17 protein-coding genes and 1 other RNA gene are annotated in these 19,777 nt (G+C 67.4%); 5 read left to right on the top strand and 13 right to left on the bottom strand.

Annotated features, from left to right (window positions below):
- Positions 1–140: 140 nt before the first annotated feature.
- A complete protein-coding gene (locus tag BLS85_RS10385; RefSeq protein ID WP_218128373.1) occupies positions 141–1,598 on the bottom strand; it encodes a type 2 periplasmic-binding domain-containing protein in 1,458 nt (485 codons plus the stop codon).
- Between BLS85_RS10385 and dnaE the strand changes: the two genes are divergently transcribed.
- Entirely contained in the window at positions 1,563–5,030 is a 3,468-nt protein-coding gene (gene dnaE, locus BLS85_RS10380) for a DNA polymerase III subunit alpha (protein WP_092785981.1), read from the top strand. The genes BLS85_RS10385 and dnaE overlap by 36 nt on opposite strands.
- A 78-nt stretch (positions 5,031–5,108) precedes the next feature.
- Here dnaE and BLS85_RS10375 read toward each other — a convergent pair whose 3' ends face one another.
- The 4 genes from BLS85_RS10375 to BLS85_RS10360 all read right to left on the bottom strand — a co-directional run bounded on the left by BLS85_RS10375 (position 5,109) and on the right by BLS85_RS10360 (position 9,483).
- Positions 5,109–5,933 carry a J domain-containing protein gene (locus BLS85_RS10375; RefSeq protein ID WP_092785979.1) on the bottom strand — a complete coding sequence of 275 codons (825 nt, stop codon included), beginning with the start codon at positions 5,931–5,933 and terminating at the stop codon, positions 5,109–5,111.
- 3 nt (positions 5,934–5,936) lie between these two features.
- Positions 5,937–6,716 (bottom strand): VWA domain-containing protein, encoded by a 780-nt coding sequence (locus BLS85_RS10370; protein WP_245699181.1) that lies wholly within the window; start codon positions 6,714–6,716, stop codon positions 5,937–5,939.
- 413 nt (positions 6,717–7,129) lie between these two features.
- Positions 7,130–7,639 carry a hypothetical protein gene (locus tag BLS85_RS10365; RefSeq protein WP_143027158.1) on the bottom strand — a complete coding sequence of 170 codons (510 nt, stop codon included), beginning with the start codon at positions 7,637–7,639 and terminating at the stop codon, positions 7,130–7,132.
- 641 nt (positions 7,640–8,280) lie between these two features.
- Positions 8,281–9,483, bottom strand: coding sequence for an E22 family MetX-like putative esterase (locus BLS85_RS10360; RefSeq protein ID WP_092785975.1), 1,203 nt, complete (start codon positions 9,481–9,483; stop codon positions 8,281–8,283).
- A 218-nt stretch (positions 9,484–9,701) separates the two neighbouring features.
- On the opposite strand from BLS85_RS10360, the gene BLS85_RS10355 reads away from it, so the two are divergent.
- Positions 9,702–9,971 (top strand): YnbE family lipoprotein, encoded by a 270-nt coding sequence (locus BLS85_RS10355; protein ID WP_245699180.1) that lies wholly within the window; start codon positions 9,702–9,704, stop codon positions 9,969–9,971.
- 106 nt (positions 9,972–10,077) lie between these two features.
- Entirely contained in the window at positions 10,078–10,350 is a 273-nt protein-coding gene (locus BLS85_RS10350) for a DUF1318 domain-containing protein (RefSeq protein WP_176793599.1), read from the top strand.
- Here the strand turns inward: BLS85_RS10350 and BLS85_RS10345 are convergent.
- Positions 10,332–10,769, bottom strand: coding sequence for a MerR family transcriptional regulator (locus tag BLS85_RS10345; protein WP_092785971.1), 438 nt, complete (start codon positions 10,767–10,769; stop codon positions 10,332–10,334). The two genes, BLS85_RS10350 and BLS85_RS10345, sit on opposite strands and share 19 nt — an antisense overlap.
- Positions 10,770–10,859: 90 nt before the next feature.
- Between BLS85_RS10345 and BLS85_RS10340 the strand changes: the two genes are divergently transcribed.
- Entirely contained in the window at positions 10,860–11,519 is a 660-nt protein-coding gene (locus BLS85_RS10340; RefSeq protein ID WP_245699179.1) for a cation efflux transmembrane domain-containing protein, read from the top strand.
- Between the two features lie 37 nt (positions 11,520–11,556).
- Here the strand turns inward: BLS85_RS10340 and BLS85_RS10335 are convergent, their stop codons facing one another.
- The 6 genes from BLS85_RS10335 to BLS85_RS10310 all read right to left on the bottom strand — a co-directional run bounded on the left by BLS85_RS10335 (position 11,557) and on the right by BLS85_RS10310 (position 17,711).
- Positions 11,557–13,167 carry a fumarate hydratase gene (locus tag BLS85_RS10335; RefSeq protein ID WP_092785967.1) on the bottom strand — a complete coding sequence of 537 codons (1,611 nt, stop codon included), beginning with the start codon at positions 13,165–13,167 and terminating at the stop codon, positions 11,557–11,559.
- An 85-nt stretch (positions 13,168–13,252) separates the two neighbouring features.
- Entirely contained in the window at positions 13,253–13,786 is a 534-nt protein-coding gene (locus BLS85_RS10330) for an SspB family protein (protein ID WP_245699178.1), read from the bottom strand.
- Positions 13,787–13,891: 105 nt separating this feature from the next.
- Positions 13,892–14,256, bottom strand: a transfer-messenger RNA (tmRNA) gene (gene ssrA / locus BLS85_RS10325).
- Positions 14,257–14,308: 52 nt separating this feature from the next.
- Positions 14,309–15,076, bottom strand: a complete 768-nt coding sequence (locus BLS85_RS10320) for an ABC transporter ATP-binding protein (protein WP_092785966.1) — start codon at positions 15,074–15,076, stop codon at positions 14,309–14,311.
- Positions 15,073–16,386: a hypothetical protein gene (locus BLS85_RS10315; protein WP_092785964.1), complete on the bottom strand. Its 1,314-nt coding sequence runs from the start codon at positions 16,384–16,386 to the stop codon at positions 15,073–15,075. The genes BLS85_RS10320 and BLS85_RS10315 overlap by 4 nt, the downstream gene beginning before the upstream one ends.
- Before the next feature lie 11 nt (positions 16,387–16,397).
- Positions 16,398–17,711: an EAL domain-containing protein gene (locus BLS85_RS10310; protein WP_176793597.1), complete on the bottom strand. Its 1,314-nt coding sequence runs from the start codon at positions 17,709–17,711 to the stop codon at positions 16,398–16,400.
- Between the two features lie 259 nt (positions 17,712–17,970).
- Between BLS85_RS10310 and BLS85_RS10305 the strand changes: the two genes are divergently transcribed.
- Complete coding sequence (locus BLS85_RS10305) at positions 17,971–18,735, top strand: metallophosphoesterase (RefSeq protein WP_092786271.1); 765 nt, start codon at positions 17,971–17,973, stop codon at positions 18,733–18,735.
- Here the strand turns inward: BLS85_RS10305 and BLS85_RS10300 are convergent.
- Positions 18,722–19,768, bottom strand: coding sequence for a histone deacetylase family protein (locus BLS85_RS10300; RefSeq protein ID WP_092785960.1), 1,047 nt, complete (start codon positions 19,766–19,768; stop codon positions 18,722–18,724). The genes BLS85_RS10305 and BLS85_RS10300 overlap by 14 nt on opposite strands.
- Between the last annotated feature and the right edge of the window lie 9 nt (positions 19,769–19,777).

Below are 19,777 nucleotides of genomic sequence, written 5' to 3'. Positions count from 1 at the left end.
CGGTCGCCGTTGCTTCGCCGGCCTCCAGCGGCGGATCAACCCGTTGGCGTTTGATTGGTGGTCTTCCGGAAGGCGGGTTCACGCCGCAGGCGCGACCCGCCGTCGGGCCGGCTGGCCCTTCGGATCGATCGGGATTGGTCTTAGTTCACCGGGGCCACATCGCCGACGTCCAGGATGTCCTGAAGCTCGCGGGTTTCCCGGATGCGTTTCAGTCCCTGATTGAAGGCCTCGACCACCGCGTCGGGCACGGTGGCGCGCGCGAAACCAACCCGCAGGGCCTGCCTCCGGTGCGGAATCACGTTGAGCGCCGGGATCGGTCCCTCGTGATCCCTCATCGCGTCGGTGATGACGTGGTAGTTGCCATAGAGAGCCACACGGTCGGTCGGCTCCAGACCGCTGAGGCGGCGGATCAGGCTGGCCAGATCCGGCCCCAGCACCAGGGCACTCTTTTCCAGCGCCTCGATGGCCGCGCGCGCGTCCTCGGCGGCGTCGGACGGCCCCTGGGCGAGCACGATGTACTCGGCCATATCCGCCATCCGATGGATGGTCGTGTTCATGGTGAAGAAGGTCAGCCGGCTGTTGACCACGGCATCGGAGACCGTCATGAAACCGGCTGATCCGGCGGCTTTTTCGACGGGAAAGACCGCGTCACAGGCCCCGGACGCAAGCTGGGTGCGCGGCCGGATCCAGGGGCCGAGCACGACACGGCAGTTCAGCCCACCCTCCCGGCAGGCCGCGCGCACGGCCTCGCTCATCGGTCCGCCGGCATGACCACGCGGCATCAGAGCCCGCGCCGTGGGCATTTGCAGCGCGCTGAGCATGGCGCCGGTGTCCGCGTCGTCCTCCGCGCTCTCCGCGCTCTCCGCACTCTCCCCGTCCTCCGCCTCCTCCACGGCCGGCGGCGCGACGTCCACCTCGGCGACCTCCGCATCAACGGCGGTCTCGGGTGCCTCGGCGGCAGCCGCCTCGCCGCCGGCGGGTTGGTCTTCCGGCCCGGACTCCGGCGCGGGCGCCTCCGACCGGTCTACCGATGCCTCGGCGCGGCGGTGGGCGTCGGCGACCGCCAACTCAACCCGCGCCACGCGCTTGTTCAGGGGCACGGGCGGCGGCAGGACCTCAACCGGGGTGCCGGCGCCTGGCGGTCCCTCGGTGTCCGGGGAGGCCGGCGCCGAATCGCCCACTTCCGGCCGCAACGGCTCCGGCAGGGGTGGCGGCATGATCTCCGGCGCGGCCATGTCCTCGGGCTCGGCGGTGGTCGCGGTGTCGCCCCGGGCCGGGAACCCCAGGGCCACCGGATCCGGCTTGGAGGCGGGCGGACGCAGCGGCGGCACCGCCTCGACGAACGGCGGCCAGGGCGCCGTACACAGAATCAGCGGTTCGGCCTCCGGGGCGGACTCGGCATCCGGATCGGTCGCGGCCCCGGCCCCCGGCGCCGCAATGAGCAGCGCCAGCGCCAGCGCCAGCGCGGTGCGCCGTTCTCGACGGGGGACAGGCCCGTGCCGCTCGGTTACCATCGCCCCGCCCCGCGTTTCATCACGTTCGTTCGCCCTTGAGGTTGACCCATGGCCCATGCCGACTTCGTCCACCTGCGTGTCCATACCGCGTATTCCATGTCCGAGGGCGCCATCCAGGTCAAGGATCTGGTCCGCCGTTGCGCCGACATGGCCATGCCGGCCGTCGCCATCACCGACACCGGCAACGTGTTCGGCGCGCTGGAGTTCTCGGTGGCCTGCGCCGATGCCGGCGTTCAGCCCATCGTCGGCTGTCAGGTGGCGGTGCGCAACACCGACGAACCGCGCCGCCGGGGCGCCGGGATGCGCGACATGCGCCGACCCGACCCTGACCCGGTGGTGCTGTTGGCGCAAACCGATACCGGCCTGACCCACCTTCAGACGCTGCTCAGCAAGGCGTTCCTGGAGACGCCGTCGGGTGAGCGCCCGCAAGTCTCCCTGGAGGATCTGGAACTCCTCAACGAAGGCTTGATCCTGCTAACCGGCGGAGTCGGTGGACCGGTCGGACGCCTGCTGCTGGAGGACCGCGCCGACGACGCGGCGGCGATGCTGGCCCGGATGGCGGCGGCGTTCCCGGGGCGGTGCTATGTCGAGGTCCAGCGCCACGGCATGGCGGCCGAGCACCGCACCGAACCCGCGTTCATCGACCTCGCCTACGCCCAGGACCTGCCCCTGGTGGCCACCAACGAGGCCTTCTTCCCCGATCGCGACCTGTTCGAGGCCCATGACGTTCTGATCTGCATGGCCGAGAAGAGCTTTGTGGACGAGCCCGACCGGCGCCGCCTGACCCCGGAGCACGGTCTCAAGTCCGCAGCCGAGATGCGCGACCTGTTCCGCGATCTGCCCGAGGCCTGCGACAACACGCTGGTGATCGCCCGGCGCTGCGCCGTGATGGCGGAGAAGCGCAAACCGATGCTGCCGCACGCGCGCCGCGCCGGTGAGAAGGGCGAGGCCGGGGCGCTGCGGGACCTCGCCGTCGAGGGACTGAACAAGCGGCTGTGGAAGCACGTCTTCGCCGACGGCATGAGCGACGAGGACCGCGAGGCCACGGCCCGTCCCTACCGCGAACGCCTGGACTACGAACTGGGCATCATCGAGTCGATGGGCTTCCCTGGTTATTTCCTGATCGTCGCCGACTTCATCCAGTGGGCCAAGCATCATGACATCCCGGTGGGGCCGGGGCGCGGCTCCGGCGCCGGCTCGGTGGTGGCCTGGGCGCTGACCATCACCGACCTGGACCCGATCCGCTTCGGCCTGCTGTTCGAGCGCTTCCTCAATCCCGAACGCGTGTCGATGCCCGACTTCGACATCGACTTCTGTCAGGACCGGCGCGGCGAGGTGATCCATTACGTCCAGGAGGCCTACGGCGCCGACAAGGTGGCCCAGATCATCACCTTCGGAAAGCTCCAGGCGCGGGCCGTGCTGCGCTCGGTCGGCCGGGTGCTTCAAATGCCGCTCGGTTATGTGGACAAGATCTGCAAGATGGTGCCCAACAACCCGGCCAAGCCGGTCACCCTGCCCGAGGCCATCAAGGGCGAACCGCGGCTTCAGGAGTTGAAACGCGAGGACCCCCAGGTCGCCCGCATGCTGGACATCGGCATCAAGCTGGAGGGGCTGTACAGCCACGCCTCGACCCACGCGGCCGGCGTGGTCATCGCCGACCGGCCGCTGTCGGACCTGGTGGCGCTCTATCGCGATCCCAACGCCGACATGCCGGTGACCCAGTACAACATGAAATGGGTCGAGCAGGCCGGCCTGGTGAAGTTCGACTTCCTGGGCCTGAAGACGCTGACGGTGCTCAACACGGCGGTGAAGCTGCTGGCGCCGCGCGGCCTTACGCCCGACCTGTCGGCGCTGCCGCTGGACGACCGCGAGACCTACCGGATGCTCGGGCGCGGCGAGACGGCCGGCGTGTTCCAGCTTGAAAGCACGGGCATGCGCGACGTGCTGCGCAACATGAAACCCGACTCGCTGGAGGACATCATCGCCGTCGTGGCCCTGTACCGGCCCGGCCCGATGGACAACATCCCCAGCTACATCCGGCGCAAGCAGGGTCAGGAAGAGGTGCAGTACCTGCACGAGCAGCTTGAGCCCATCCTGCGCGAGACCTACGGCATCATGATCTATCAGGAACAGGTCATGCAGGCCGCCCAGGTGCTGGCCGGCTACAGCCTGGGCGGGGCCGACCTGCTGCGCCGCGCCATGGGCAAGAAGATCCAGGCCGAGATGGACAAGCAGCGCGCGCTGTTCTGCGAGGGGGCTGAGGCGCGCGGCATCAAGGCCGCCAAGGCCTCCGAGGTGTTCGACCAGATCGCCAAGTTCGCCGGCTACGGCTTCAACAAGTCGCACGCCGCCGCCTATGCCCTGGTGGCCTACCAGACCGCCTACATGAAGGCCAACTTCCCGGTCGAATTCATGGCCGCCACCATGACCTACGACATGCACAACACCGACAAGATGGGCGCGTTCAAGGGGGAGTTGCAGCGCCTGGGCATCACCCTGCTGGGACCCGACGTCAACCGCTCGCAGGTGGCGTTCTCGGTGGAGGGCGGCGCCGTGCGCTACGCGCTGGCGGCGATCAAGAACGTCGGTGAGGCGGCCATGGAGGCGGTGATCACCGAGCGCGAGCGGAACGGGCCGTTCAAGGACCTGAGCGACTTCGCCCGCCGGCTCGACACCCGCGCCGTCAACAAGCGGCTGTTGGAAAACCTGGTCAAGGCCGGAGCCCTGGACAGCCTCAACCCCAACCGCGCCCAGGTGTACGAGGCCATCGACACCATCATGCGCCACGCCCAGAGCGCGGCCGAGGAGCGCACGTCCAATCAGGTCAACCTGTTCGGCGGCGCCGACGAAGCCCCGGCGCTGTCCCTGAAGGCGTGTTCCGACTGGCCGGCGATGGAACGGTTGCGCATGGAGCGGGAAGCGCTGGGGTTCTACCTGTCGGCCCATCCGCTCGACAGCTACGGCAGCGGGCTGGAGCGGCTCGGCGTGGTGCAGTTGGGTGACCTGTCCCGCCACATCAAGCAGGGTGGGCGCGGCGCCATCCGCGTCGCCGCCATCGCCGGCGCCCGCAAGGAACGCACCGGCAAGACCGGCAACCGCTATGCCTTCGTCGAGATTTCCGACGCCAGCGCCACCATGGAGGCCGTGGTCTTCTCCGAGGTGCTGGCGGCGGCCCGCGACCTGCTCGATTCGGGCAATCCGCTGTTGGTCACCGTGGATGCCCGCCAGGAGGGCGACGACGACATCCGCCTGATGATGCAAGCGGTGGAGCCGCTGGACGCGGCGGTGGCGCGCACCGTCGAGCAGCTCAAGATCTACGTCGGCGAGCCGGGGCCGCTGGCCCGCGTGCGGGAGATTCTGGACAACGATCCGCCCGGGCAGAAGCGGGTGTTCCTGGTTGCCCGCACGCCGGAACGCGAGATCGAACTCGACCTGGAAAAACGCCACCGCCTGACGCCGGACACCCTGATGGCCCTGCGCGGCGTGTCCGGGGTGATCAACGTGCGGGAGGTGTGATACCGGTCGGCCGTCGATTGAAGTCAGTTCATGCGACGGCCGGTATCTCGCACGATCTTCGGTGATCCGGCGCCCGGATCACCTGGATCCGGTCCCCAGCAGCAGGTCCCGCGCCTGGTTGAGCCGCGCCGCCAGATAGGGCGTGCCGCCCCGATCCGGATGCACCAGTACGATGAGGCGGCGGTGCGCGGCACGGATGTCGTCGGCGCTGGCACCTGCCTCCAGGCCGAGCACCGCCAGCGCCTCCGCCCGGGTCATGGGGCCGCCGGACGGCGGCGGTTCCGCGCCGTCTCCTTCCCCTCCGCCCGCGCGGGCGGCGGCATGCCACTCGGGCCGGGCCCGCTCCAGCCAGGCGTCGAACACCCGCGCGCTTTCGGGATCGGCCTGAACCGTTTGCCACAGGCGCGCCGCCTCCTGCTCGCCGAGATCGTCCAGGGCACGGCCCTTGAGCGGCCCCTCGCGGACAACGCCGCTCATGGCGCCGGTGGCGTGCGATAGGGTCATGCGCAGAAAGCGGGTGGTGACCGTCGAGCGGTCGTCCGGATCGGGATCGGCATGGGCGCCGCCCAGACCACCCAGGCCGCCGAGCCCCCCGCCAAGCCCTCCCATGCCGCCGACGCCGCCGCCGGATAGCCCGAACATGCGCAGAAACGCGGACATCTGGCGCCCGAACGCGGCCATCCGCAGCCCGCGCACGAGCCACGGCACCAGCGCGGCCAGCGCGGTCGCGGCCCAGGCCAGCCGACCGGTCACCGCCAGGAAGATCACGCCGACCAGGATCGCCCCGCCGACACTCCAGCCCAGGATGCGCAACAGAATCCGGGGCTCGACCGCGACCGCCTGCCGCAGCAGCAGAGCCAGCCCCAAAGCCACGATCACGCCCAAAATGAGCATCGGCAGCATGGATTAGGTCCCTTTCGCGCGGCTCATCTGGTCGGTCAGACGCAACACGGCGCCGCCGGCCTTGCGGGCGTGGTCCTCCAGGGCCGGGCGCCCGCCGGCGGCGTACACCGCCACCGCGCCCAGCAACCGGCGCAACTCGTCCGGGCCGCGCGCGTCGAAGGCACAGCAGGCCCCGCCCGACAGCCGCGCGACGTGGCTCAGCACCCGACCGGCCAGCGGCTCGTGTCCCTCGTGAAAGATGAACGTCGGCAGCTTGCGCAAACCCATTTCGCCGGCCAGGGCGTAGAGGTCGTCCGGTTCCTCCTCGACGCAATCACCGATGAACACCAGGGCACTGACCGGAGCCTCTGCAAGGACCGTCAAGGCATGGCGCAGCACGCGGCCGATCTGGGTGCGCCCGGCGCGGCAGGTCACCGACGTCATGTGCCGTACCATGTCGTCCGGGCGGGTGACGAAGGGACCGGCCTTGCATTCCCCCATGCCGCGATAGAACACGAGTTGAACCGCCAGATTGCCGACGCTGGTGGCGGTGGCGAACATGGCCGCCTGGGTGTCCATGGCCAGATCCCAGGTGGGCTGGCGGCTGGCGGTGGCATCCATGGCGAAGATCAACCGGCCCCGGCCGGTGGAAGGCGTGGCGCGGACCTGATCAAGAAAAGCGTCCACGGACCCGGCGGACGCAGGCGCGGGCGCGGCGCGGGCGCGCTCCAGAAAGGCGTCCACATCGTCGGCGCCGCGCGGCGCCGGCGTGTGATCGCCGGACTGCTTCCTGTTGTCAGACACCGTCCGCCAATCCTTGCCCGGTCCGTCCCCGCAAGAGCCAGGGCGCGTTGCCGGCGTTCTTCCTCACCCAATGCGCCGCGATGATGTGCTGATATATAGGGCCATCGGCGTCGCGATCCATTCCGGATCGCTGGGGATTTGCCCTGACCCACCGGATACAGGTCAAAAAGAACGCTTCGCGCGCCCATGCCCTGGTCGAGCGTCCTTGGGGGGACCATCACGGACGAGGTCATCCCCCCTGCCAAGCGGCCCCTTCGGTCCGGCCGGGCTCCGCACTCCCTGACAAAGACTCGGGCGCGGACTCCCGACACGCCGCTGAATTCCACCGAAAACCCGCCCGACACCGGCCGTCTTGACGCCTTCAGCCACCATTCAGGGTCGGCTGGATGGGTGATTTCGGATGGCGAGCGGTGTCAAAGATCGATGTTCAGATTGAGAGTACAAGGACCTTCGAAACTGATGCCCTGCGCCTTCAACGTTTCGGCTCGGCCTTCGAAGAGAGCGCTGCTGAGAATCACGCGGCTGTCAAGAAAGTGTTGGTGGAGTTCGTAGGCCGCCTTGAGAACATGATTGCCCATGAACTGGTACGGTTTCGTATTCTTCTGAGGAATCATGGCCAGCAGGGTCAGCAGGCTCTCAATGTCCTTGTAGCTGCGGATCCCGTATTCGGCCTCGAAATCGCCCGTCACCTTGACCTTTACATTATACGTCGCGCGCGCCGCCGCGGCTCTCTGGAACCGGGTGTCATTGATCTTGATCAGGTTCTGCGCCATTGAATTCCCGATGGCGGAGCCCACACCCCAAGCCTGGGAGAACAAAAACTCGGCAACGGAAACAGGGCCCCCGACGCCCTTGACGATAAGCTTGCCGCCGTTAATAACAAGTTTTTCGACAATAGCGTCCTTAACCTTGCCTTCGATCACGGGATACCCTTCCGACCATCCCGATTCGACTCTGTTGTAGCCCCGCTCTTTACATGTCGCGGTAATCTTGAACCCAATCATCCGCCGTCCCCCGTCTTCAAACGTGACCGCTAACCGGCATCCCCAAAACACCGATCAGAGCGCTCCGTATCCTATCCGAAAGAGCCCATTTTGGGAACGGAGGTGTCCGTCAGGCGGCGGTGACGGCCGGGTGAAGGACCGCACCGTTTCGGTCGTTTTAGCGGGGGCTTGCACGTTCGGCAGCTCTCGCCGTGGGCCAGTCACCGGTCCCATGCCCTTTCGTGGAGGCATGACGGGTGCCTCAGGCGCGCACCGGCCTTCCTCCCCCGGATAGGCTATCGTATTCACACGTCTTTCCGCCGAAGCGGCGGCTCTTCGCTCACGCGACATCTTGACTCGTCATTGCGAACCCTCGTCGCAAGACGAGGGTGAAGCAATCCAGAGCATGGAACACGCAGGCTCGTCCTGGATTGCCCCATGTTTTAATTTGGGCTGCGCTCCTCGCATTGACGAACAAAAGTAGAGTTGTGTCAATCAGATAGCCTGGATTGGGGCGGACGGGGCGCGGGCCCAGGGAACCGTTCGACCCCCGCCACGCCCCCCTCCCCCACGGGCCTGCCCTACTCGCTCTCGCTGGCGAGGAATGCGGCGATGGCGTCACCGGCCTGGGCGATGGACAGCACGCCGTCCAGATGCCCGCGCGTGCCCTGGAGTTCCACGATCTGCACCGGGGTGCCGTCCGACTTGATCAGAGTGGCGGTCTCCCGCACGGCGTCACCGGGGAAGATCAGATCCTCGTTGGTGTGGATGATGAGCACGGGGGCCTCGATGTCCAGCAGGCCCTCGTAGAGGCTTTCGCCGTGGCCGGTGTAGAAGAGCTGGTTGGCCTTGGCCAGATACAGGAAATGGTTGGCGTCGGAGGTGGCGGCGCGGGCGGCCCCGGCACCGTCCAGCACGGCCTCGATCTTGAACAGGTTGTCGAAGCTGTCGGCCGGGTCCTGTCCGTCCTCGGCCCAGGCGCGACCGAACACGCCGTTTGACCATTCCGGGCTCTGGGCGTGCAGGGTAACGATCTTCAACGCCTCGGCCAGCCCCTGGGTCGGCGGCTCGCCATCATAGTAGTCGCCGTTGTTCCAGTTCGGATCCAGGCGGATCGGCGCCCCCCAGATGTTCAACCAAGCGATCAGGTCGCCGTCGCTCCACCCGGAGCCGATGACCGGAATGACCCTCTCGACCATATCCGGATGCACGGCCGCCCACTCGTAGGCCTGAAGCGAGCCCATGGACGCCCCCATGACGGCGTGCAGGCTCTCGATCCCCAGTTGATCCAGCAGGGCCTTCTGGGTCTCGACGAAGTCGCGGATGGTCAGGATGGGAAAGTCCATGCCCCAGGGCTTGCCGGTCTCGGGGTTAATCGAGGCCGGACCGGTGGTGATGACATTCGGGTTGTGGGCGCCCAGGTTCACCGGCGTGTCGACGGCAATCACGTAGTATCTGTCGGTGTCGATGGGCTTGCCGGCGCCGATGATCGAATCCCAGTAGCCCGGGGCGGTGTCGTCGGCGGCATAGCGGCCGGCGGCGTGGGAGTTGCCCGAGTAGTAGTGCGTGACGAGGATGACGTTGTCCTTGGCCTCGTTCAGGTCGCCGTAGGCCTCCCAACCCAGCGTCATGTCCGGGATGGTCTCGCCGCCCTGGGTGGTGAATTCGGGGATCGTGAAGCTCTGTTTCTCCACCAACGGCTCATAGGCCAGGGCCGGGCCGGCCGCCGCCAGCGCGCCGACCAGGGCAAGGCCGGTCAACCAGCCGGACAAGGGGTTGCGCATCGTGTTCCTCCCTGAAACTCTGTCATTATGGTGTGCCGCCCAAGAGCAGCGTCCTTGCGGACGGCGCCATCATGGGGGGACGCACTGGGGCGGCGCAAGACCTTGCGTAAGACTCGGAGATAACGCGTGATGCGCGGTGCCCCGCCGCTGCCACAATCCGGGGCTTGAATAATGGTGTTGTCCCGGAAGCGACGCTTGACAGGATATGAGGCCAGCGCATGAGGCAGGAAACGGCGGTGGATCAATCGGCCGATGGTTGGTTCGGCGTGCGCGCGCGGCGCGCGCGCACGGGCGGGGCGATGGTCGGTGCCATGGCCGTGGCGCTGGTCGGGGCTCTGGCCGTGTCCGGCTGTCAGCCCACGGTCAAGGTCGAGGCCCCCGACAAACCCATCGTCATCAACCTGAACGTCAAGATCGAACAGGATGTCCGGATCCGCCTTGAAAGGGGCGTCGAGGACGTGATGAGCAGCAACCCGGACCTTTTCTGATCCGGATGACCCAGCCGGAAACAGGGAGACTTAGGACATGAAAGTCGGGCCAGCAGCCATCGAACGGCGGTCTCAAGCTCGGATTGGATTTGCCTGGACGGCGGGAATGATGGTGGCGCTCGCGCTAACGGTCTTCGCACCCCCGGCGGCGGCGCAGAGCTTGGACCAACTGCGGGCCAACGGCGCCGTGTGCGAGCGTCCGGACGGTCTTTTGCACGCCCTCAGTTCGAATGGGGCCGTCGTCCAGCAGGTGGACACGATCAACCGCCAGCGTCTCGCCGCTTACGAAAAGCTGGCGCGGGACACCAACACCTCGGTGGAACAGGTCCGCATCGTGTCCGGCGAGAAGCTCCAGTCCCGTTACGGCGGTTGTCCCTGATCGGCGCCTTGGTCGCCCTCACCCGCCATGGTCAGATGAGGCAGCGCGTCCAAAACACCGCAGCGCCTCACCTCGCCTCCCTCGCATTGGTCCACCAAATGCGCCAGTTCGTTGCGCAGACGGTTGAGGTCCGCGATCCGTGCGTCCACCGCGTCCAGATGGCGTTGGGCGACGGCGTGGATGTCCGCGCACGACCGGTTCGCGTGACCGCCCAGAGCGATTAACTCCCGAACTTCGTCGAGCGTGAACCCCAGCCGCCGCGCCCCGCGCACGAAGGCCAGCCGGGCCAGATGCTCCTGCCCGTAAACGCGGTGATTGCCGGCCGTCCGCGCCGGCGCCGGCAGCAAGCCGATGCGTTCGTAGTAGCGGATCGTGTCCGCCTTGGCCCCCGTCAGGCGGGCCAGCGTGCCGATGTTCATGGCCGTGTTTTTGTCCTTGAATCTGGAGTTGCTCCAGGATCCATGTTGAGCCCTGTGGATCAAGGATCAAGGATCAGGAGGCCTCAAACGGTGCCCGGATGTGACTGCGCACAAGAAACCCGGTTCGAGGGCGTTTCAACCGCCTATCGGCGCGTGCTGCTGGCGGTGATCGCCATCAACGCCACCATGTTTGCGGTGGAGATGGCCGGCGGGCTGATGGCCCAATCCATGGCCCTGAAGGCCGACGCGCTGGATTTCCTGGGTGACAGCGTCACCTACGGCCTGTCGCTGGCGGTGATCGGCCTGTCGCTGCGCACGCGAGCGACGGTGGCCCTGGTCAAGGGGGTGAGTCTGGCGGTGATGGCGGCGGTGGTCCTGGGCGCCAGCCTGTACCGGGTGTTCGTGCTGGCTCAGCCCGATGCCGTGGTCATGGGCTCAATCGGCATGATGGCCTTTGCCGCCAACGTGGCTTCGGTGCTGTTGCTGATGCGGTTCAGGGAGGGGGACGCCAACGTCCGTTCGGTGTGGCTGTGCAGTCGCAACGATGCCATCGGCAACCTGGGCGTGATCGGGGCCGGCGGGCTGGTGGCGGTGACCGCGAGCCCGTGGCCGGACCTGATCGTGGCGGCGGCGCTGGCCGGGCTGTTCCTGAGTTCGTCGGCGCAGATCATCCGCCGCGCCCTGGCCGAGCGGCGCGAGGCGACGGCAGCCGGGTGTTCCGTCGAAGCGCAGCCGAACGCGGCGGAATAAGGGCGTCTGTTGCGAGGGCGACGCCAACCAGACCGGCTCAACGCGGCCGGAAGAAATCGTTGCCCTTGTCGTCCACGACGATGAAGGCGGGGAAGTCCTCCACCTCGATGCGCCAGACGGCTTCCATGCCCAGTTCGGGGTATTCCAGCACCTCGACCTTGCGGATGCTTTCCAGCGCGAGCTGCGCCGCCGCGCCACCGACCGAGCCGAGATAGAAGCCGCCGTGTTTCGCGCAGGCGTCGGTGACGGCCTTAGACCGATTGCCCTTGGCGATCATGACCATGGAGCCGCCGGCGGCCTGGAATTCGTCCACATAGGCGTCCATGCGCCCGGCGGTGGTGGGGCCGAACGATCCAGAGGCCATGCCCTCCGGCGTCTTGGCCGGGCCGGCGTAGTACACTGGATGGTTCTTGATGTAATCGGGCAGGCCCTCGCCGGCGTCCAGCCGTTCCTTCAGCTTGGCGTGGGCGATGTCGCGGGCGACGATCATGGGGCCGGTCAGGCTGACCCGGGTCTTGATCGGGTGGCGGCCCAGGGTTTCGCGGATCTCGGCCATGGGCCTGTTCAGGTCGATCCTGACCACCTCGCCCGACAGCTTTTCGTCCTTGATCTCCGGCATGTACTTGGCCGGTTCGGTCTCGAACTGCTCCAGGAACACGCCGTCGCGGGTGATCTTCGCCTTGGCCTGACGGTCGGCGGAGCACGACACGCCGATGCCCACCGGCAGCGACGCCCCGTGGCGCGGCAGGCGCACCACGCGGACGTCGTGGCAGAAATACTTGCCGCCGAACTGGGCCCCGATGCCCAGGCGCCGCGTCATCTCCAGCACCGCCTGCTCAAGCTCCAGGTCGCGGAAGGCGTGGCCGTGATCGCCACCGGCCGTGGGCAAGCCGTCCAGGTACTTGGCGGAGGCCAGCTTGACGGTCTTCAGGGTGGCCTCGGCGGAGGTGCCCCCGATGACGATGGACAGGTGATAGGGCGGACAGGCCGCCGTGCCCAGGGTCTTCACCTGCTCCTCAAGGAAGGCCATCAGGCTCTTCGGGTTCAGCAGCGCCCGGGTCTGTTGATAGAGGAAGGTCTTGTTGGCCGACCCGCCGCCCTTGGCCATGAACAGGAACGAATAGGCCTCCCCCGCCGTCGCGTACAGGTCGATCTGGGCCGGCAGGTTGTTGCGGGTGTTGACCTCGTCGTACATGGTGCGCGGCGAATTCTGCGAATAACGCAGGTTCAGATTGGCGTAGGCATTGGCCACGCCTTCCGACAGCGCCAGCGCGTCGCCGCCGCCGGTGAACACGCGCTCGCCCTTCTTGCCCAGGATGATGGCCGTGCCGGTGTCCTGGCACATGGGCAGCACCATCCCGGCCGAGATGTTGGCGTTCTTCAGCAGTTCCAGGGCGACGAAGCGGTCGTTGGCGGAGGCCTCCGGGTCGTCCATGATGGCCCGCAACTGCGCCAGATGGCCCGGCCGCAACAGGTGAGAGATGTCGCGGAACGCCTCCTCGGTCAGGCGGGTCAGCGCCGCCGGCTCGACCACCAGGACATCCTGGCCCCGGAACCGGTCGAGGCCGACGCCCTCGTCCGTGACCTTGCGGTAGGGGGTATCGTCGGCGGCGAGGGGAAACATCTCGGCGAAGGCGGCATCAATCATCGGGCACTCCCGTAGGCACGGCCAAACAACGCAGCCCACGCGGCAACGGCCGCGCGGTACCAATCGAACCGGTGATGACCCCGGTTTACTGTTTCTTGCGGAAAGCGTCGAGGGCGATGACGTTGGCGCCGTCGGGATCGGTCTCGACCCGGGGGGCTCCGCCCTGGCCGCGCCCGTCGTTGGATTCGCCGTCGCCCATCAGGGCGTCCCAGTTGGCCTCGGCATCATCGTCCGTGTCGTCCATGGCCTCGCCGGCCTCGGTCTGGAACTGCAGGCCGAAACTGGCGTGCGGATCGGCGAACGCGGTCACGGCCGCGAACGGAACGCGCAGACGCTCGCGCTTGCGGTTGAAGCTGAGGGTGACCTCCAGCGCGTCGTCGAACACCTTCAGGTCCCAGAACTGGTTCTGGAGCACGATGGTCATGTCCTGAGCGTGCTGGGCGCGCAGCCGGTCGGGCATCACGACTCCGGGGCGCGCGGTCTCGAAGGTAATGTAGAAATGGTGTTCGCCCGGAAGACCGCCCTGAGCCTCGACCACCCTGAGCGCGTCGCGCAGTACGCCGCGCAACGCAGCCTCGACCATGCGGTCGTAATGGAAGGTGGTGATTTTCTCGCTCACGTCGCTGTTCCTGTCCGCTTGGCCTGGGCCGGCACCCCTGTGTCTTCCCTTACTGTGTTCGTCCGCGCAAGGCCCGCGCCATGCCGGTCGAAATCCCTCCGGCACAGTGGGGGGCTTCTGTTGCCAGGTGCCCCCCGAACCCCGCCCGAACGTGCTACCGCCCGGGGCTTAGATCGGTCACCAGCACTGCATTACGCAGCGACGGCTTCCGGAGCATAGTTGTCGTTGGCAACTATTGCATTTGGCCCGATGACGGTGGTGCCATGCCGAACACAGCCTGCCTCTTTACCACGCGTGTCGATCCTGTTTCGCCCCCAGGAGAGGCCCCGCCGCCGCTGGCGGGGCCGGAACTGGTGGAGGCGCCGGGCACTGCCCCCGGGTCCACAACGCTTATTCCAGACAGGGTTTAGCGTCATAGCCGGCGAACCGGCCCTTGAAATATAGGACGACGCGGCGCCGGATGCAAAGGGCCGGTTGTATCCTGTTGTCGGATGGCCACAGGGCTTGCCTGGAATGGTCGTCTCAGGGATGCCCATCGGCCCGACGCGCGATGTCGAGGAACACCTCCTCCAGGGTCTGACGGCCATGGCGCGCGATCAGATCGGCCGGGGCGCCCTGGTCGTGGATGCGCCCGTCCTTCATGACGAACACGGTGTCGCACAGCCGCTCGACCTCCGCCATGTTGTGCGAGGCCAGCAGAATCGTTGCGCCGTGCCGGCGGCGCCACCCGGCCAGATGGGTCCGAACCCAATCGCCGGTGTCCGGATCGAGCGAGGCCGTCGGTTCATCCAGCAGCAGAACCTCGGGATCGTTCAGCAGGGCCTTGGCCAGGGCGACCCGGGTCTTCTGTCCCGCCGACAACTTGCCGACGGGCCGATTGAACACCTCGCCCAGGTGGAGGTCCTCCACCACCGTCGCGAGTCGCCCGCGCACATCGGCGATGCCGTAGAGATGGGCATAGACCGTCAGGTTCTCGCGCACCGTCAGGCGGTGCGGCAGATCGACATAGGGCGACGAGACGTTCATGCGCGCCAGCGCGAGATGACGTTCGCGTGTCATGTCGCGGCCCAGAACGCGAATCGTTCCCGACGTCGGCAACAGCAGGCCGTTGATGATCGACAGCGTCGTGGTCTTGCCAGCGCCGTTGCCGCCCAACAGGCCGACGGTGGTGTCCGCCGCGATGCTCAGATCCACGCCGCGCATGGCTGTCACGGACGTGCCGCGTGGTCCCGCGAACACCTTGGTGAGACCGCGCGCCTCGATCACCGGGGAGGGAGGCGCGGCGCTCATCGCGGCCGCGTCGGGATCACCGGCGCGCTCGCGCTGGACAGCAGCTTATCCATGTAGCGCCCCTGGAACATCGTGATGCCCAGCGAGCGCCCAAGTTCGAGCGCGGCCGGATCGTCGCAGCGGGCCAGAATTGTGCGGTTGCCGTGGTGCTCGCGCAGGCGTTCCGCCAGATCCGGACCATGGCCGCGCCGCATCTCCTCCGGCAGGTCCGGATGCCAGAACAGCTTCATCATGTCGACGCCCAGCCGGTCGCGGTTGAGCAAGGCCATCACCTCCGGTGTCAGCGAGTCCAGGCAGATTTGATAGCCGCGCTGGTGCGCGAAATCACGCGCGAAGGCATAGGCTTCCAGGTCGGCGAAGACATCCTCGACCCGCAACTCCAGGATCACGGTACCGTGCAGGGCGGCCGAGACCTGGCCCTCGAAGCGCAGGAAGGCATCGGAGAGGACCGAACCGACATTGATGTTGATGGAAAACCCGCTCTTCAGCAGGCCGCCGGCCTCGCGGTTCAGCCACGCCAGGACGCGACGGTCGAGCGTTTCCGAAAAGTGCTGGAACAGCCAACGGTTGGCCGTCAGATCCACGTTCGGCGCCATGGCCTCCCGCAGTCGGTCGATGGAGACATAGACTTCCGAGAACAACGCCTTGGGCGGCGCCGCCCCGACGATGGCGCACACCGGTTGCTGCCGGACATGGTTGGACAGGTCGGCCCGGTCCAGCCCCGTGACCAAACGCTCCAGCATTTCGGCGTCCAGGGGCGACAACGGCCGTTTTCGGTCGGCGTCCGCCTCGCCAGTGAAGGCCCGCCACGCCGGATCGCCCCGGCCGGTTGTCTTCGCTCTGTCAGTTGACCCCTTGGCGGCGGATCGCCGCTTGGTGGCCGCGGCGGCGGCCGCGTCCTCGACCCGCTTGGCCATGGCGCGCAGCACGCCGAAATCCGCATCAAGCGACCACCACTGCACCAGCGGACTATTGCGGCCGGGCGGGTCGGCCAGATGAGACGTCAGGGGGGCCTCGGGAATCACCAGACGTAAGCGGATCATCACGGCGCGAACGGCATCGGTCTGTTCGCGGGGAAAGCACAACAGATAGTCGCGACGAGGCAGGCGGAAGATGTGCGTCTGGTTCGCCCGCGCCAGTGGGACCAGCGTCTCCTCGACCGCCTGGATGACATCGCTTTCCCAGGTATCCGGCCGCAACTCGGACAGGGTCAGGCGCAGGGCCCGCATGTCCTGGTGCGTCTCGGCGACGTCCCTCACGAAGTCTGGAAGACTGAGCGCGGAGGCAATCTTGGCCGGCGGGTTCGCCATGGAACTCTCCGTCATGACGGCGCGCGGGCGCCGGGCGTCACGCCAGGGCTGACGCCTTCACCGAATTTGTGCAGTCTGGTAATCGCGTCCAGTTGGGGCGGGTTGGGGCATGTCCGGCGCGTCGGTCCGGCGGCGGAGCGTCGGCGTTCGACGCATTGCATCAGAGTGCAGGCTTTCCGTTGGGGGCATCCGGCCATGGTGGTGGCACCGATGACGCGGTCGACGAAAAACCCCTGAAACGCGTGGATTCCAGCGGTGAGCCCCCATGTGAGGGCTTGGTCGGTTTCCACCCGCGACAGCACGATCCTGTCGGCCCCCATCATCTCGATCATGGCCTTGGGGTGCGGTCCGTCCCAGATGGCGGCGGGATCGTCCAGATCGGGATCCCACATGAGCTTCAGGCCGCCCACATCCAGGCGCGCCGGATCGATCATCGACAGAGCGCGCGGCGTGACCCCGTCCAGAACCAGCCTGTGGCCACGGTCCCGCAGCCACCGGTTGGCTTCACCCAGGCGGTCCAGGGTGCTGAAGGCGTCGATGACCTGAACCTCGACGGTCAGAGTCGTGCCTTCGGGCAGGACCCCTGTGAATGCCTTCATCGCCGGCGAAAGAACGGTGTCGACGCTCAGATTGAGGCCGACGCCGACCGGTTGCTCCGGAAGCGGCAGGCGGGTCATCGCCGCGATGGCCCGCTGATCGAGTTGCCGGCAGATCTCCTGGAACAGCCAGCGGCTGGCCGTCACATCGATGCCGCGGGCGCAGGCCCGGCGGACCTCCGCCATGGACACGAAGAACTCCTCGTAATGAAAGGCGCCGTGGCGTTCCTCGTCAATGCGCAGCACCACCTGTCGCTGCATCAGCGGGCGGGGGTCGAGCTTCTGCAGCGCCCCGCTGATCTGACGCAACAGGCCGGGCTCCATCGGCCGATCCGGGGGGGGGCTGGACGGGTTCATCGGTCCCGTCAGCGTATCCCGGTCCTCGGCCAGCAGCCGAATTCGGTTTTCGAGGGCCCGGTTGTCGGTGGTCAGATCGTAGATGGTCAGGAACAAATCCCGACCATCCAGGGCCGTTCCCCGGGATCCCGGATCGGAACGGAACAGGGCGCGCAGCCGCTCGCCCTGAAGCTCCAGCGTGCCCGGGGGCATGCCGTTCCCCATGATCACCAGATCACCGCTTGACAGGGAGAAGACCTCGCAGCCATAGCCGGACACCAACGGCGCGAACAACTGGGCGGCGATCCGCAGACGGGTGGGAGTGCGGTTGATCGGGCGCAGCCGCGACAGGCCCACGAACAGGGCCTCGCGTCCCGCGCTTGAGCGCGACATGCGGGCAAGACTGTCCAAAAGACTCTGGTCCGCATGGACGAGGGAATTGCCAACTCTCATATGTTACGCTGCCGTTAAACGATGCGGGGCCGATTTTGTTCGGACCCTGGCATGGCTGAAGGCCGGCCCGTAGCGATCACACTAACGGGTTGACCCATCCCAGCCAAGGTGGTTGAGCGAAAGGCCGGTTTCGCCCGGTTGTATTGTTTAGCGGGTCCGTGAGGTCGAAGCGAGCCGGAGGCGTGGTATTGTGACGATCATGGAGGGGGCCTGGCCCGTCGATTTCTGGATCCCGGCGCCCGGCCGGGTTCCCGACGGCGTTCGGGTTTTCGCCATACCGGACATCCACGGGCGGGCCGATCTGCTCGAACGGGCGCTGGACGCCATCGACGTGGATCTGGCCCGGGCCGGTGATGGACTCGAACGATCCGTGGCCGTGTTCCTGGGCGACTATATTGATCGCGGCCCACGGTCCCGCCGGGTGCTGGATATCCTCACCAACGGGCTGCCGAAGGGACTGGAAACGGTCTTCCTGAAGGGCAACCACGAGGATTTCGTGCTGTCCTTCCTGGACGGCCAGAGCGATCCGGCCGGCTGGCTTTTCAATGGCGGCACGGAAACCCTGGCAAGCTATGGCGTGCCGGTGCCCGATACGGCGTTCTTGACCGGCGAGTCCGAGAACCACCTGCGGGAGGCGTTGCTGGACGCGCTGCCCGAGAAACACATGGTGTTCCTACGCAACCTGCGTCTGAGCCACCGCGAGGGAGACTACCTGTTCGTCCACGCTGGCGTGCGTCCCGGCGTGCCGCACGAATACCAGACGGCCGAGGATCTGCTCTGGATCCGAGGGCCGTTCCTGACCAGCGACGCCGATTTCGGCGCCATCGTCGTGCATGGGCACACCATCACACCGCGCCCGCTGATCCTGACCAACCGCATCGCGCTCGATACCGGCGCGGTCGAGCACGGCCGTCTGACCTGCGGCGTGTTCGAGGGTGACCGTTTGCGTTTCATGCAGGTGTGAGGCCGCCCGGACGGGCGTCGAGGAACCCACTCAGCGCGGCGCGAAGGTTGTCCGACAACGTCGGGGAGATGTAGCCCCCTTCCTGCACCAGCACCGTGGGCCGCCCGAAGGCACCCAACAGCGCGCCCAGGCGGGCGAAACCGTCGGGCGTCACGGTGAGCCCGCCGAACGGATCGTCCACCGACGCATCAAGCCCCAGCGCCACCACCAGCACATCCGGAGCAAAGGCGTCGATGCACGCCAATGCTGTCTCCACCGCCGCCAGATAGCCCGCGTCTCCGGTGCCCAGAGGCAGCGGTCGGTTGATGTTGTAGCCCAGTCCTGGGCCGGCGCCGCGTTCCGCCGCGTGCCCCCGGAAGAACGGATAGAAATCCGCCGGATCGGCATGAACCGATGTGGTCAGGACGTCCAACCGCTCATAAAAGATGGCCTGCGTGCCGTCGCCGTGGTGCAGGTCCACATCCAGGATGGCGACACGCCGTCCGCCGGCGGCCAGATCGGCGGCGGCGATGGCCGTATTGTTGAGATAGCAGAAGCCGCCCGTGCGCTCCCGCCCGGCATGATGTCCGGGGGGGCGGCACATCGCGTAGGCCTCGCGCGCGCCGTCCGCCACCGCGCGGGCGGCGGCGACCGCGCAGTGCGCGCTGGCCCGTGCGGTGATCCAGGTGTCGCGCAGGATCGGGCAAGCCTGATCCCCCAGATGATAGCCGGCCCGGCCCACCGGCGAGCGGGGATAGGGCGCGTCCGGCCGGTCGGGGGAGACGTTCGGGCGCACATCGCCGCTCGCGTTCGGCAGGCTCTGCCACAGGGTCCAGGCGGTGCGCAGGAAGTCCAGGTACTCGGGCGTATGCACGCGAGCCAGCGGGCCGTCACCGGCGTCGGCCGGTGCCTCCGGGGTCAGGCCCAGCGCCTCGACCGCGCGCCGGAAGTGGTTCAGCCGCTCCGGCTGTTCCGGAATCGGGCGCGGCGTGCCGCTGACAAGGAACGTGTCGCCGGCGTGGCCACGCTGCGCCGGGGAAATGAAAACGCGCATCAGGGGTCC

It is taken from the genome of Rhodospira trueperi (genome assembly GCF_900101965.1).
Taxonomy (GTDB): Bacteria; Pseudomonadota; Alphaproteobacteria; order Rhodospirillales; family Rhodospirillaceae; genus Rhodospira; species Rhodospira trueperi.
The sequence above is the reverse complement of the archived record's forward strand: the minus strand, read 5'-3'. Positions and strand labels throughout refer to the sequence as shown.